The organism is Burkholderia pseudomultivorans (assembly GCF_902499075.1).
Classification (GTDB): Bacteria; Pseudomonadota; Gammaproteobacteria; order Burkholderiales; family Burkholderiaceae; genus Burkholderia; species Burkholderia pseudomultivorans.
Map to the genome: position 1 here is coordinate 92,886 of NZ_CABVPP010000017.1, position 13,700 is coordinate 106,585.

Genomic DNA, 13,700 nt, shown 5'->3' on the forward strand with positions numbered 1-13,700 from the left:
TGCAACGCGCCGCACGTCGCGCGGCGCCATGCAGCGGCACCGTTCACAGCATTTCCAGCGCGCGCTTGCTGCGCGGCGCGCGGAAATACGCGTCGAGCTGCGTGCGTTCGTCGTCGGTCAGCACGAGATCGAGCGCCGCGCGATTGTCGCGCACGTGTTCGAGCCGCGCCGCCTTCGGGATCGCGAACACGCCCGGCCGCGCAAGCACCCACGCGAGCGCGACGCGCATCACCGACACGCCGCGCTCGCGCGCGATCTCGTCGAGCGGCGAGCGCTTCGGCAGCCGCGCGTGATCGACCGGGCTGTACGCCATCGCCGGCATCCGGTGATCGGCGAGCCACGGCAGCAGGTCGAATTCGGGGCCGCGCCGCGCGATGTTGTAGAGGATCTGGTTGGTCGCGCATGCGCCGCCGCCCGCCTCGTCGACAAGCTCGGCCATGTCGGCCGTATCGAAGTTGCTCACGCCCCAGTGGCGGATCTTGCCGGCCTGCTTCAGCGCCTCGAAACCTTCGACCGTCTCCTCGAGCGGCACCGAGCCGCGCCAGTGCAGCAGGTACAGGTCGAGACGGTCGGTGCGCAGGCGCTTGAGGCTCGCGTCGCACGCGGCGACCACGCCGCGCCGGCTCGCATGGTGCGGATAGACCTTGCTGACGAGGAACACGTCGTCGCGCAGGCCGTGCAGCGCTTCGCCGACCAGGGTTTCGGTCGCGCCGTCGCCGTACATCTCGGCCGTGTCGATCAACGTCATCCCGAGCGCGATCCCTTCGCGCAGCGCGGCGATCTCGTCGGCGCGCCGGGCCGGCCGCTCGCCCATTTCCCAGGTGCCCTGGCCGAGCTTCGGAATCGTCTCGCCGTCTGGCAACGCAACCTTGGCGATCGTGTCTGTCATGCGCTCCTCGCTGCGGATTCGTGGCCGCCACATCGCGGCCGAAGCATGGAATACGACGCATCAGTGTAGTCAATCGGCGCGCGCGGCGCCTATTGCACGGCAAAAACCGGCTATAACGGCGCCGCACGATGACTTAGAATGGCCGCAACCTGATCGACACCCATCCCATGAAGGCACCCACGGACGACCGCTGGCAGGACCTGCGCCCCGACCCCGACAACGATACGCCGCTCTACCTGCAGCTCGCCCGCAAGCTCGGCGACGCGATCCACGACAACCGCTGGACGGCCGGCGAGGCACTGCCCTCGGAGCGGGTGCTGTGCGATGCGCTCGGCGTGTCGCGCATCACCGCACGCAAGGCGATCGCGCTGCTGGTCGAGCAGGGTTTGATCCGCCGGACGCAGGGCGCGGGCAACTTCATCCAGCCGCGCTATGAAGATCCGCTGTCGCGGCTGTCGAGCTTCAGCGAGATGCTCGAGCGGCGCGGCTTCAAGCCGAGCTCGCAATGGCTCGCGCGCGAGATCCAGCCCGCCAACCGCGACGAAGTGATCCAGCTCGGGCTGTCGCCGGCCGCGTCGGTCACGCGCCTGAAACGGCTGCGCCTCGCCGACGGCATCGTGATGGCGGTCGAGAACTCGACGTTCCCCGCAACGCTGATTCCCGATCCGCAGGCGATCGGCGGTTCGCTGTACAGCTACCTCGAAGCGCGCGGCACGCCGATCGTGCGCGCGCTCCAGCATTTCCGCGCGGTCAACGCGACCGACGAGATCGCCGAACAGATGGGCATCGCGCCGCACGACGCGCTGCTGCTGATCACGCGGATCGGCTATACGGCGGACCAGCGCGCGATCGAGCTGACCGACACCTACTGCCGCAACGACTACTACGACTTCGTCGTCGAGCTGCGCAAGTAAGTCGCGGCACGCGCGCGGAAAACGCGTGAACCGGCGCCGGGCCGCCGGCGTTCACACCCAGCAAGCGTCGTCGGTGCCGAGCAGCACCGGCGGCCGCGCGAACGACGGCGGCGTCGCCGACAACCGCTCGGCCGGACGCACCGCGTCGATCGTGCCGAACGGCGACGCGATGCGATCGATCCGGTCGCGCACGTCGGCAGGCGCGAGATCGGGCGCGCCCGCGCCGTCCGGCACGAGGCCGAACGACTGCAGCCAGCGTCCGGTCTGCGCGAGCGACAGCCGCACCTGCCAGCTGCCGCCTTCGCGCGCGCGGCGCGCGAGCGCGATCATCGCGCCGAACGCCGCCAGATACCCGGTCGCATGATCGAGCGCCTGGCACGGCAGATGGCGCGGCCCGTTCGCGTGCGCGGCCTGCTGCTCGCGCCATGCGATCCCGCTCGCCGACTGCACGAGACTGTCGAAACCGCGCCGCTTCGCCCACGGCCCCGCATGCCCGTACGCGGACACCGACACGCAGACGATCCCGGGCCGCTGCTGCGCCAGCGCCTGCGGCGCGAAGCCGCGCGCCGCGAGCGCGCCGGGGCGATACGCCTGCAGGAACACGTCGGCATCGCGCACGAGCCCGCGCAGCGTGTCGACGCCGGCCGCGTCGCGCAGGTCGATCCACGTCGAGCGCTTGCCGCGCCCGTTGTCGATCACGAGCGGCGCGATGTTCGGCAGGTGCGGGCCGTTGACGAGCAGCGTCTGCGCGCCGTGCGACGCCAGCGTGCGTCCCGCGACCGGCCCCGCGATGATGCGCGTGAGGTCGAGCACGCGCACGCCCGCGAGCGGCCGGTCCGCCTCGCCGCGGCCGATCGGCTCGACCGGCGCATCGCCGATCCGCTCGATCTCGAACAGCGGCAGCGACGCGACTGCCTGCGCCTGCTCGTGCGCGGCCCATTCTTCAGGGGTTCTGATCAAGGCCGCGCACAGCCCGGCTTCGGCGAGCGCGGTATCGAGCGCCGCGCCGTCCCAGCTGCGGATCGCCCTGGCGACGTCGTCCGGCTGCGCACCGCAGCCGAGCACGTCGAGTATGCCGTGCAGGTGATGCGCAAAGTTCGCATGCAGCTGGATCCAGCGTCCGTCGCGCGTCTCGTAGAAACCGGTCACCGGATGACGCAGCTCGGGCGGCGGGCCGTCGTCGACGCGCAGGTAGCGTTCGCTGCGAAACGCGACGAGCGCATCGCGCACCGACACGTCGACCCGCTGCGCGACGCCCGTGCGCAGCCGGTGGCATTCGGCGGCCGCGAGCCCGGCCGCGGCGATCGTCGCGGCGGCGAGCGTGCCGACATGAAACGCCGACGGCAGCGTCGGATCCTGTCCGGCGATGGTCGCGCGGGCGAGCGCGTCGGCATCGCCGTGCGCGAGTTGCCACAGATGATTCAGTGCGAGTGCGGGTGTCATGGTGAGAGGCGAACCGTTGGGGAGACGGAATCGAGTCTAGAATTCACGACAGGTGCGATCAATCTTGATTGCACGAATCAATACATAACGAATAGTTGTAGCGCGGCTGCGCTTCATGCGCGCCGACTGGAGCGATCGGCATGACCTCCCTCAGTGCGCCGGAAGCGGCCGGCATCCTCGGCGTCAGCGTCAGCACGCTCTATGCGTATGTGAGCCGCGGCCTGCTGCGCTCGCTGCCCGACGGCGCGAGCAAGCGCCGCCGCTACGACGCGGATGAGGTGCGCCTGCTCGCGCGCCGGCGCGCCGACGCGAAGCGCGCGGGCGGCGTCGCCGAGCGCTCGCTCGACTGGGGCGTGCCGGTGCTCGAATCGCGGATCACGCAGATCGCCGACGGCCGCCTGCGCTACCGCGGCGCCGATGCGATCGCGCTCGCCGACGACGCGACGCTGGAACAGGTCGCGGCCCGGCTCTGGGACTGCGCGCCCGCGCGGCTCGCCGCCGCGTCGCTCGCGGCGGCCGGTTTCGATGCCGCGCAATGGCAGGACTGGTCCGCCCGCTGGGCGCATCTCGCGCCGCTCGAACGCACGCTGGTGCTGCTGCCGGCGGCGGCCGCGTCGCTGCCGCGCCGCTGGGCGCAGGGCCGCGACGCGCAACTCGATTCCGCCGCGCTGCTGCTACGCGTCACCGCCGCCGCGCTGGCCGGCATCGCGCCGGACGATGCGCCCGTGCATCGACAGCTCGCTGCCGCGTGGCGCGTGCGGCAGCGCGACGAAGCCGACCTGCTGCGCCGCGCGCTCGTGCTGTGCGCCGACCACGAACTGAATCCGTCGACGTTCGCGGTGCGCTGCATCGCGTCGACCGGCACGCATCTGTTCGGCGCGATCGCGGGCGGGCTCGCGGCGCTGTCCGGCCCGCGCCATGGCGGCGAGACCTTCCGCGCCGCGGCGCTGCTCGACGACGCGGCCCGCGCCGCCGATCTCGACCGCTTTCTCGCGCTGCGCCTCGCGCACGACGAACGCAGCGACGGCGGCCGCACCGTGCTGTCCGGCTTCGCGCATCCACTCTATCCGGACGGCGACCCGCGTGCGCACTCGCTGCTCGACGCGTTGCAGGCCGCCGTGCCGAACCGTCCCGCGCTGCGCACGGCCCGCGCGCTTGCCGCGCGCGTCGAAGCGGCGACCGGCCTGCGGCCGGCGATCGACTACGCGCTCGCGGTGCTCGAACGCACGCTCGCGCTGCCGGACGGCGCCGCATTCACGCTGTTCGCGGCCGGCCGCACGGCCGGCTGGATCGCGCACGCGCTCGAGCAGTACGCGGACGGCAAGCTGATCCGGCCGCGCGCCCGCTATGTCGGCAGCGACGCGGCCGTCTGACGCCGGCTGTCGAGCCACGCGGCGAACGGCCGCCACCATGCGTGCGCGGTCCGCACGACCGGCGCCGGCGGCGGCCCGAACGCGAAGCTCGCGCCATCGCGCGCCGCGCTGATCCAGACGCGCATCCCGGGCGTCAGCGTCAGCACGTCGCCGGCGCGCAGCCAGTGATCGTCGGGCCGCCCCTCGACCGTCGCCCACAGCGCGCCGTCCGCCACCTGCAGCGCGGTGCGATCGACGATCCGCCAGCGCGCGGCCGGCTCGTCGCCGTCCATCACGTAGAGTCGCAATTCACGCATGGCCGCCTCCTGGTCGCATCGATCCGATGACAGCAGTATTTCGGACAGTGGCAGCACGCGGACAGATACGCCTGCAGACACTTTCGGCTGAACTGTACCGGCCTGCCGGCGGACGGGCATCCGCTCGCAGCCCCGACCTGCGCCGGCGCGACACGCACGCGGGGTCGAATCTGCAAGGCGCGGCCGCTTTCCCTACAATGGCGACTGTCCCGCGCCACCGCCCCGCCGACATGTTCCAACGCCCGCCCGCCGCCGCTCCCGGCGAAAAAAACCTCACCGTCATGCTCTGGCTCGTCGCGACGGGCTTCTTCATGCAGACGCTCGACTCGACGATCGTCAACACCGCGCTGCCGTCGATGGCCGCGAGCCTCGGCGAATCGCCGCTGCGGATGCAGTCGGTCGTGATCGCGTATTCGCTGACGATGGCAGTGATGATCCCGGTGTCCGGCTGGCTCGCGGATACCTTCGGCACGCGGCGCGTGTTCTTCAGCGCGATCCTGGTGTTCTCGCTCGGCTCGCTGTTGTGCGCGAACGCGCATATGCTGACTCAGCTCGTCGCGTTCCGCGTGCTGCAGGGCGTCGGCGGCGCGATGCTGCTGCCGGTCGGCCGGCTCGCGGTGCTGCGCACGTTTCCGGCCGAGCGCTACCTGCCCGCGCTGTCGTTCGTCGCGATTCCCGGCCTGATCGGGCCGCTGATCGGGCCGACGCTCGGCGGCTGGCTCGTGAAGATCGCGTCGTGGCACTGGATCTTCCTGATCAACGTGCCGGTCGGCGTCGCGGGCTGCATCGCGACCTTCTATTCGATGCCCGACGCGCGCAATCCGGCCGTCGGCCGCTTCGACCTGAAAGGCTACCTGCTGCTGACGATCGGCATGATCGCGATCTCGCTGTCGCTCGACGGCCTCGCCGATCTCGGCATGCAGCACGCGGCCGTGCTGGTGCTGCTGATCCTGAGCCTCGCGTGCTTCGTCGCGTACGGGCTGTACGCGGTGCGCGCGCCGCAGCCGATCTTCTCGCTCGAACTGTTCAAGATCCATACCTTCAGCGTCGGCCTGCTCGGCAACCTGTTCGCGCGGATCGGCAGCGGCGCGATGCCGTACCTGATCCCGCTGCTGCTGCAGGTGAGCCTCGGCTATTCGGCGTTCGAGGCCGGGCTGATGATGCTGCCGGTCGCCGCGGCCGGGATGTTCTCGAAGCGGCTCATCACGCGCCTGATCACGCAGCACGGCTACCGCAAGGTGCTGCTCGCGAACACGATCATGGTCGGCGTGATGATGGCGAGCTTCGCGCTGATGCGCGACACGGTGCCGGTGTGGGTGAAGGTGGTCCATCTCGCGCTGTTCGGCGGCTTCAACTCGATGCAGTTCACTGCGATGAACACGCTGACGCTGAAGGATCTCGGCACCGGCGGCGCGAGCAGCGGCAACAGCCTGTTTTCGCTGGTGCAGATGCTGTCGATGAGCCTCGGCGTGACCGTCGCGGGCGCGCTGCTCGCGACCTTCACCGGGATGCTGCGCACCGTGACGCCGAGCAACACGCTGCCCGCGTTCCATGCGACCTTCATCTGCGTCGGCATCATCACGGCCGCGTCCGCGTGGATCTTCGCGCAGCTCGCGCCGGAAATCCGCAGCACCGCGCGCAAGACCGACCCGTCCGAACGCACGTGACGCGTGCCGGCGCATCGCGCACCACGACGGTGCAATCCGGCCGTGCGATGCGCCGCGGCGGCCCGTCGCACGGGGCACGATGCCGTGCATGCTTCTTGCTCGCCTATTCTGTAGGTAAACTGGCAGCCTTCCTTCGGCCGACATCATGAGCATGATCGACATCGATCCCCCCGGCTTTCAGCCGCCCCGCCCCGTCGCCGGCGACGACGGCAACCGGCGCACCGTGCTGTACGGCGGCTATACCGTGTTCAGCGTGTTCCAGCCGGTTTTCTCGGTGTCGCACCGGCGCGCGATCGGCTATCACGCGTCGCTGCGCGCGCACGACGAGGACAACCGCCAGGTCGCGTCGCACGAGGTGTTCACGCAGGCGGCGCGGCGCGGCGACCTGCTCGAGCTCGGCCGGCTCGCCGAATCGCTGCATCTCGGCAACTTCCACGCGTTCGACAGCCACGACGAATGGCTCTTCCTGAGCCTGCATCCGGCCGCGCTGATGGACACCGTCTATGGCGACGCGCTGCTCGCGAACCTGAAGGCGCTCGGGCTGCCGCCGCACCGCGTGGTGCTCGAGGTGCCCGAGCAGGCGGGCGGCGAGACGCCGCGCTACGCGGCGATCGTCGACGGGCTGCGCAAGGCCGGCTTCCTGATCGCGCTCGGCGGTTTCGGCGCCAAGCATTCGAACATCGACCGCGTGTGGCACCTGCACCCGGACATCGTCACGCTCGACCGCGGGATCCTCGCGCAGGCGAGCGAGCACTCGCATCTCGAACGCGTGCTGCCGAAGCTCGTGTCGCTGCTGCACGAATCCGGCCAGCTCGTGCTGATGGGCGGGCTCGCGACCGAACGCGACGCGCTGATCGCGCTCGAGTGCGACGTCGATTTCGTGCAGGGCCAGTATTTCGCGGGGCCGAGCGTCGAGCCCGTGCAGCCGCAGGCCGCCGCGGGCTGCATGGACACGCTGTCGGCCGCGTTGCGGCTGCGCGTCGCCGCGCGCGAGCGCACCCAGGCGGAACGACTCGCACCGTACGTCGCCGCGCTCGAGGAGGCCAGTCGAAAGATCGGCGCGGGCGCGACGCTGCTCGATGCGGCCGCCGCGGTGCTGGGGCTGCCCGAGACCGCGCGCTGCTTCCTGCTCGACGCGTCGGGCCGCCAGATCGGCGACAACGTGCTCGCGCGCGGCAGCGTATCGCAGCGCGCGAAGCGCTTCCGGCCGCTGCTGCATTCGGAAGGCGCGAGCTGGGAGCGCCGCGCGTACTTCATCCACGCGATGCGCGCGCCGGGCCGCGTGCACCTGACGCCGCCCTACCTGTCGATCAACGAGGCGCACCTGTGCGTGACCGCTTCGGTCGCCGCGCCGGCCGCGAGCGGCATGCAGGTGCTGTGCGTCGACATCAACTGGGAAGCGGCGCTGAATCGCGAATAAGCGCGGCATCCGCCTTGCGCGCAATCAACCGGTGCACACGCTTGCCGGACGACGCGCTGACCACCTCATGCTCGTCGATCACGCGCACGCCGGCGCCAAGCGCGGCACGTATGCGCGCCGCGTCGAGCGGCGTGTACAGGCGCCCGCGCTCGTCGCGCAGCGCGCCGCTGCCGGCCACCCGCCAGCTCAGGTACAGCGTGCCGCCCGGCATCAGCAGATCGGCCAGCCGTGTGGCCGCCGCCACCGCGTCCGCCGGTTCGAGGTGCATCACGACCGTCTCGCACAGCACGTTGCGAAACGCGCCGGACGGCACGCCGGCCAGCGCCGGCAACGCGGCCTGTTCGAACCGCAGCTGCGGATGGCGCCGCCGCGCCTCGTCGAGCAGCGCCGCGCTCGCGTCGTAGCCGCGTGCGTCGAAGCCGCGCTGCGTCAGCCACGCGGTGTCGCGCCCCGCGCCGCAACCGACGTCCGCGGTCGGTCCGGGCGAAAAATACTGCTCGAGCAGCGCATACATGTCGTCGGGCGGGGCCTGGTCGAGCCAATCCTGCGCGTATTGCGCGGCATGGGCGTCGTAGGCGTCGAGGGTCGGGCGATCCACCATGTCGGTTGCTCCGCGGGCGCGTCGTGCGACGCATCCACGCATCTTAGCCGTTGCGCGGCACGCACGCTGCCGGCCGCCACAGCCCGCCCATAAGCGCGCTCATACGGCCGGCACCGCGCCATCGCGCGACGCGGCTGCCGCGAGCGTCGCCCACAATGCATCGCCGCGCCATGCCGGACGCACCGCGGCGGCTTCGGCGTCATGCACGAGCGCGCACAGCCGCGCATTGACGCTCGCATGGCCGCCGGCGCGCTGCGCAAGCTGCACGACCTCGCCGTTGATCCACTCGACTTCGGTCGCGCGGCGCGCGGCCAGATCATCGGACATCGACGAACGCGCGAGCGGATCGATCGCGAGCATCGCGCCGCCGAGCACGCGAAATACCGGATCGGGCAGGTCGAGCACGGCCGGCACCCAAGCGGCCGGCAGCGGCGTGAGCCGCGCGGGCCGGATCGCCGCGCGCGCGAGCCAGTGCAGCGCCTCGCGCTGCGCGAGCGCGACGCAGCGCCGGTACGCATGCTGCGCGAGCTCGTCGCGCAGCGGCAGGTTCGCGAGCGCGTTGATCGCGTTGTTCAGGTTCAGCAGCAGCTTCGCCCATTGCACGGCCTGCATGTCGCGGTACAGCGCCAGCGGCAGGCCGGCGCGCGCAAACAGGCGAGTGAACGGTTGCAGCGCGGGCGACGCGTCGGCCGCGAGCGTGCCGGCCGAGCCCTGGTGGAACGCGCCGGGCGCGCGTTCGATCACGTTGAACGGCACCATGCCGGCCAGCACGGTCGCGTGCGGCAGCGCGTCGTGCAGCACGCGTGCGTTGTGCAGCCCGTTCTGGAAGCTGATCACGATCGCGTTCGGCCGCAGCACGCCGGCCAGCTGCGTCGCCGCATCGTGCGTCGCGGCCGACTTCACCGTGACGAGCACCAGCCGCGCATCGGCCGCCGCGGCCGGATCGGTCGAGAACGCGACCTCGGCCGGCGCGAGCGCCGCGCGATAGCCGCGCCGGTCGGTCAGCACGAGCCCGTGCGCGCGGATCGCGTCGCCGATCCGTGGCCGCCCGACCAGTTGCACGGGCGCGCCGGCCGCCGCGAGCCGGCCGCCGAGATAGCAGCCGACCGCGCCCGCGCCGAACACGCAGACCGGCGCCGCCCGCGCGTCAGACATGCGAATGCGCGCCGCCGTGCACGGGCCCCGCGCGCCGCTCGACCTCGCTGCGCACGTCAGCGCGCAGCCCCGCGAAGAACGCGACCTCGGCGACGACGAACAGCGGCCCGACCATCAGCCCGACCAGATCGTCGACGAACGCGGGCTTGCGCCCCTCGAACCAGTGCCCGACGAACTGCACGATCCAGCCGACGACGAACGCGCCGACGCCGATGCCAACCCATTGCGCGGTCGGCAGCAGCGCGAGCGACTGCGCGCCCCACAGGCCGAGCGCGAACAGCGCGGTCATCACCATGCCGAAGCGCAGGTCGAGCCGCAGGTAGAACGCCGCGAACGCGACGGCGAGCAGCAGCGCCGGCGACAGCGCGACGCCGGCCAGCATGCCGAGCGCCGGCCGCGACAGCAGCACCTCGACCGCGAACACGATCAGCGGGATGCCGACCAGATGCGTCGCGATGTTGCGCGCGTCGCGGTGGTAGGTCGCATACTGGGCAAGATGGTCTTCGAGCGTCTTCATCGCGTGTCCTGTACGGTCATACGGTCATTGAGCGCTATGATGCGCGTCACGCCCGAGAACCTCTGTCGGCTACCCGACATCGCATGCCCATGCCGTCGCCGCTCGACCCTTACCTTCCGCAGATCGAAGCCAACCCGTGGTTCGCCGCGCTGCCGCACGCGCTGCGCACGGCGCTGCTCGCCCGCGCGGCGCTGCGCCGCCTGCCGGCCGGCCATGCGCTGTTCCGGCGCGGCGACCCGCCATGCGGGCTGTATGCGGTGCTGGCCGGCTCCCTCACGATAGGCGCGGTCGATCCGCAGGGCAAGGAAGCGCTGCTGACGGTTGCCGAACCCGTCACGTGGTTCGGCGAGATCGCGCTGTTCGACGGCCAGCCGCGCACGCACGACGCGATCGCGCTCGACGACGCGCTGCTGCTGCACGTCCCGCAGGCCGCGCTGCTCGAAATCCTCGATGCGACGCCGCAATACTGGCGGCAGTTCGCGCTGCTGATGGCGCAGAAGCTGCGCCTGAGCTTCCTGACCGTCGAATCGATGAGCGTGATGCCGGCCGCGCAGCGGCTTGCCGCGCGGCTGCTGATGATCGCCGACGGCTACGGCGGCATCAGCGCGGGCCGCACGCGCATCCGCCTGTCGCAGGAGAAGCTCGCGGCGATGCTGTCGCTGACGCGGCAGACCACCAACCAGCTGCTGAAGGCGCTGCAGGCCGACGGCGTCGTGCGGCTGCATGTCGGCGAGATCGAGCTCGTCGACGTCGAGGCGCTGCGACGCGCGAGCGGGCTGCCGGACGGCGGCGCACGCTGAAGGCGACGCGCAAGCGCCCGCGTGATTCGCGCGCCGCTGCAAAACACCGAACGCCGCCGCCCCGCCGTCATCGCGTTGCGCTATCGTGGCGGCTCGTCCATTCGCCATCCCGCCCCGTGTTGAAACCCTCCACCGCCGCCGTCACGTCGCACCGCCCGTGGCCCGTTTTCGTCGCGTTCCTGCGGCTCGGCCTCACGTCGTTCGGCGGGCCGGTCGCGCATCTCGGCTATTTCCGCGACGAATTCGTCGCGCGACGCGGCTGGCTGACCGAGCGCACCTATGCGGATCTGGTCGGCCTGTGCCAGTTCCTGCCCGGCCCCGCGAGCAGCCAGGTCGGCATGGCGATCGGCCTCGCGCGCGCGGGTTATGCGGGAATGTTCGCCGCGTGGCTCGGCTTCACGCTGCCGTCCGCGCTGCTGATGATGCTGTTTGCGCTCGGCGTGCACGCGACCGGTGCGCCGATCGCAGCGGGCGCGCTGCACGGTCTTCGCCTCGTGTCGGTCGCGGTGATCGCGCAGGCGGTCTGGGGGATGGCGCGCACGCTGTGCCCGGATGCGCGCCGCGTGACGCTGATGGCCGCGGCCGCCTGCGTCGCGCTGCTCGTGCCGGGCGCGTGGCTGCAGGTCGCCGTGATCGCCATGGCGGGCGCGGTCGGCCTCGTGCTGCTGCCGCAGGCCGCGCGCAGCGCGCACGACCCGTTGCCGCTGCACGTATCGCAGCGCGCCGGGGTGCTGTGGCTCGTGTCGTTCGCGGTCCTGCTGGTCGCGCTGCCGTTCGCGGCGCGCGCGCTGCATTCGGACGCGCTCGCCGTCGCCGACGCGTTCTTCCGCACCGGTGCGCTCGTGTTCGGCGGCGGCCACGTCGTGCTGCCGCTGCTGCAGGCCGCGGTCGTCGCGCCCGGCTGGGTCGGCGACTCGGCGTTCCTCGCCGGATACGGCGTCGCGCAGGCGGTGCCGGGGCCGCTGTTCACGTTCTCGGCGTTCCTTGGCGCGTCGCTGCGGATTGTGCCGAACGGCTGGCTCGGCGGCGCGCTCGCCCTCGTGTCGATCTTCGCGCCGTCGTTCCTGCTCGTCGCGGGCACCGCGCCGTTCTGGGAACGCCTGCGCCGCAGCGCGCGCATGCAGGCGGCGCTGGCCGGCGTGAACACGGCCGTCGTCGGGCTGCTGCTCGCCGCGCTCTATCACCCGGTCTGGTCCGACACGATCGTGTCGCCGCGCGACTTCGGCGCGGTGCTCGTCGCCTTCGTCGCGCTGACGTTCTGGCGCGTGCCGCCATGGGCCGTCGTGATCGCGAGCGCCGCGCTCGGCTGGCTGGCGGCGGCGATCGCGTAAGCGGGCGCGGCCGGCGCGCACGGGTACGCGCAAAAACGAAAAAGCCCTCGTTGCGAGGGCTTTTTCGGGGTGCCGCGCGCCGCCGGAGCGGCGCGCATGGCGTCGGACTTACGCGAAATTCTTCGCTGCGAAGTCCCAGTTCGCGATGTTCCAGAACGCTTCGACGAACTTCGGACGGGCGTTGCGGTAGTCGATGTAGTACGCGTGTTCCCACACGTCGATCGTCAGCAGCGGCTTGTCGGCGGTCGTCAGCGGCGTGGCGGCGTTGCTCGTCGACACGATGTCGAGCGAACCGTCGGCCTTCTTCACGAGCCATGCCCAGCCCGAGCCGAACGTGCCGACTGCGGCCTTCGTGAACGCTTCCTTGAACGCGTCGAACGAACCCCACTTCGCGTTGATCGCGTCGCCGAGCGCGCCGGTCGGGGCGCCGCCGCCGTTCGGCGACAGGCTGTTCCAGAAGAACGTGTGATTCCAGACTTGCGCGGCGTTGTTGAAGATACCGCCCGACGACTTCTTCACGATCTCTTCCAGCGGCAGGTTTTCGAATTCCGTGCCCGGGATCAGGTTGTTCAGGTTCGTCACATAAGCCTGGTGATGCTTGCCGTAGTGGTACTCGATCGTCTCTTTCGAGATGGTCGGCGCGAGTGCGTCTTCAGCGTACGGGAGCGGCGGGAGCGTATGAGCCATGGCGAATTCCTTCGTTGAGTATGTAGGGAGGCTGTGTTGAATGCTGCCGAGCGTCCGATTGTAGGCGAGGACGAATAACCCCGCAAACTCGTCGGCCATTTATCTGCGGTATGCGGAAAAGCGGTGCTGGCGCACCGTCCGGCAGGACGAGCCGACCACGCGCGCAGCATCCGTTCCCGCGCCGGCTCGATTCAGACGACGACGGGTATGACGGATGCGCGCCGGCATGCGCGCCTGCGTCAGATCGTGTCGGTCAGCCGCGGCTGCACGTCGGCGAGCGACACGTCGGCCGAGCCTTCCGCGAGATGCACGGTCAGCCGGCGCTGCGGCTTCAGCGCGTTCGGCGTGCGCACCGCGCGGCCGGTCTGCGCATCGATCAATGCCGCATAGCCGCGCTCGAGCGTGCGCTGCGGGCTCAGCACCTCGAGCCGCGCCGCGCATGCGGCGACGCGCGCCGTATCGCGTTCGTGACGGCGCTGCAGCGCGGCCGCCAGACGCTGCGACAGGCCCGCAAGCGCATGGCGCGCATGCGCCGGATCGGGGCGCGCGCGCTGCCAGCGCAGCTGCGCGAGCGCGAAGCGCGCACGCGCGTCGCGCACCGGCCGCC

14 protein-coding genes are annotated in these 13,700 nt (G+C 71.2%); 6 read left to right on the plus strand and 8 right to left on the minus strand.

Annotated features, from left to right (window positions below; all coding sequences use genetic code 11):
- Positions 1-43: 43 nt before the first annotated feature.
- Complete coding sequence (locus BST28156_RS14355; RefSeq protein ID WP_174902523.1) at positions 44-889, minus strand: aldo/keto reductase; 846 nt, start codon at positions 887-889, stop codon at positions 44-46.
- Positions 890-1,056: 167 nt separating this feature from the next.
- Between BST28156_RS14355 and BST28156_RS14360 the strand changes: the two genes are divergently transcribed.
- Entirely contained in the window at positions 1,057-1,803 is a 747-nt protein-coding gene (locus BST28156_RS14360) for a GntR family transcriptional regulator (RefSeq protein ID WP_060245163.1), read from the plus strand.
- A 51-nt stretch (positions 1,804-1,854) separates the two neighbouring features.
- Here the strand turns inward: BST28156_RS14360 and BST28156_RS14365 are convergent, their stop codons facing one another.
- The gene (locus BST28156_RS14365) at positions 1,855-3,246 is read right to left on the minus strand and encodes a CoA transferase (protein WP_174902524.1); all 1,392 of its coding nucleotides are present in this window, start codon (positions 3,244-3,246) and stop codon (positions 1,855-1,857) included.
- A gap of 140 nt (positions 3,247-3,386) precedes the next feature.
- On the opposite strand from BST28156_RS14365, the gene BST28156_RS14370 reads away from it, so the two are divergent.
- Entirely contained in the window at positions 3,387-4,619 is a 1,233-nt protein-coding gene (locus BST28156_RS14370; RefSeq protein WP_174902525.1) for a citrate/2-methylcitrate synthase, read from the plus strand.
- On the opposite strand, the gene BST28156_RS14375 is transcribed toward BST28156_RS14370, so the two are convergent.
- A complete protein-coding gene (locus BST28156_RS14375) occupies positions 4,592-4,915 on the minus strand; it encodes a DUF2917 domain-containing protein (RefSeq protein WP_174902526.1) in 324 nt (107 codons plus the stop codon). The genes BST28156_RS14370 and BST28156_RS14375 overlap by 28 nt on opposite strands.
- 230 nt (positions 4,916-5,145) lie before the next feature.
- Between BST28156_RS14375 and mdtD the strand changes: the two genes are divergently transcribed.
- On the plus strand, positions 5,146-6,582 hold the full coding sequence (mdtD, locus tag BST28156_RS14380; protein ID WP_174902527.1) for a multidrug transporter subunit MdtD: 1,437 nt from the start codon (positions 5,146-5,148) through the stop codon (positions 6,580-6,582).
- 145 nt (positions 6,583-6,727) lie between these two features.
- Complete coding sequence (locus BST28156_RS14385) at positions 6,728-8,002, plus strand: EAL domain-containing protein (protein ID WP_060245167.1); 1,275 nt, start codon at positions 6,728-6,730, stop codon at positions 8,000-8,002.
- Here the strand turns inward: BST28156_RS14385 and BST28156_RS14390 are convergent.
- The 3 genes from BST28156_RS14390 to BST28156_RS14400 all read right to left on the minus strand — a co-directional run bounded on the left by BST28156_RS14390 (position 7,971) and on the right by BST28156_RS14400 (position 10,275).
- Complete coding sequence (locus BST28156_RS14390; protein WP_174902528.1) at positions 7,971-8,603, minus strand: class I SAM-dependent methyltransferase; 633 nt, start codon at positions 8,601-8,603, stop codon at positions 7,971-7,973. The genes BST28156_RS14385 and BST28156_RS14390 overlap by 32 nt on opposite strands.
- A 99-nt stretch (positions 8,604-8,702) precedes the next feature.
- Positions 8,703-9,758: a 2-dehydropantoate 2-reductase gene (locus BST28156_RS14395; protein WP_174902529.1), complete on the minus strand. Its 1,056-nt coding sequence runs from the start codon at positions 9,756-9,758 to the stop codon at positions 8,703-8,705.
- Positions 9,751-10,275, minus strand: a complete 525-nt coding sequence (locus tag BST28156_RS14400) for an Mpo1 family 2-hydroxy fatty acid dioxygenase (protein ID WP_174902530.1) — start codon at positions 10,273-10,275, stop codon at positions 9,751-9,753. The genes BST28156_RS14395 and BST28156_RS14400 overlap by 8 nt, the downstream gene beginning before the upstream one ends.
- Positions 10,276-10,364: 89 nt before the next feature.
- On the opposite strand from BST28156_RS14400, the gene BST28156_RS14405 reads away from it, so the two are divergent.
- The gene (locus BST28156_RS14405) at positions 10,365-11,075 is read left to right on the plus strand and encodes a Crp/Fnr family transcriptional regulator (RefSeq protein ID WP_060245171.1); all 711 of its coding nucleotides are present in this window, start codon (positions 10,365-10,367) and stop codon (positions 11,073-11,075) included.
- A 119-nt stretch (positions 11,076-11,194) separates the two neighbouring features.
- On the plus strand, positions 11,195-12,406 hold the full coding sequence (gene chrA, locus BST28156_RS14410; protein ID WP_174902531.1) for a chromate efflux transporter: 1,212 nt from the start codon (positions 11,195-11,197) through the stop codon (positions 12,404-12,406).
- A gap of 108 nt (positions 12,407-12,514) precedes the next feature.
- Here chrA and sodB read toward each other — a convergent pair whose 3' ends face one another.
- Positions 12,515-13,093, minus strand: a complete 579-nt coding sequence (sodB, locus tag BST28156_RS14415; protein ID WP_040128027.1) for a superoxide dismutase [Fe] — start codon at positions 13,091-13,093, stop codon at positions 12,515-12,517.
- Between the two features lie 239 nt (positions 13,094-13,332).
- Positions 13,333-13,700, minus strand: a 368-nt coding sequence (locus BST28156_RS14420) for an exodeoxyribonuclease VII large subunit (protein ID WP_302478017.1), incomplete at its 5' end; no start/stop codon positions are given.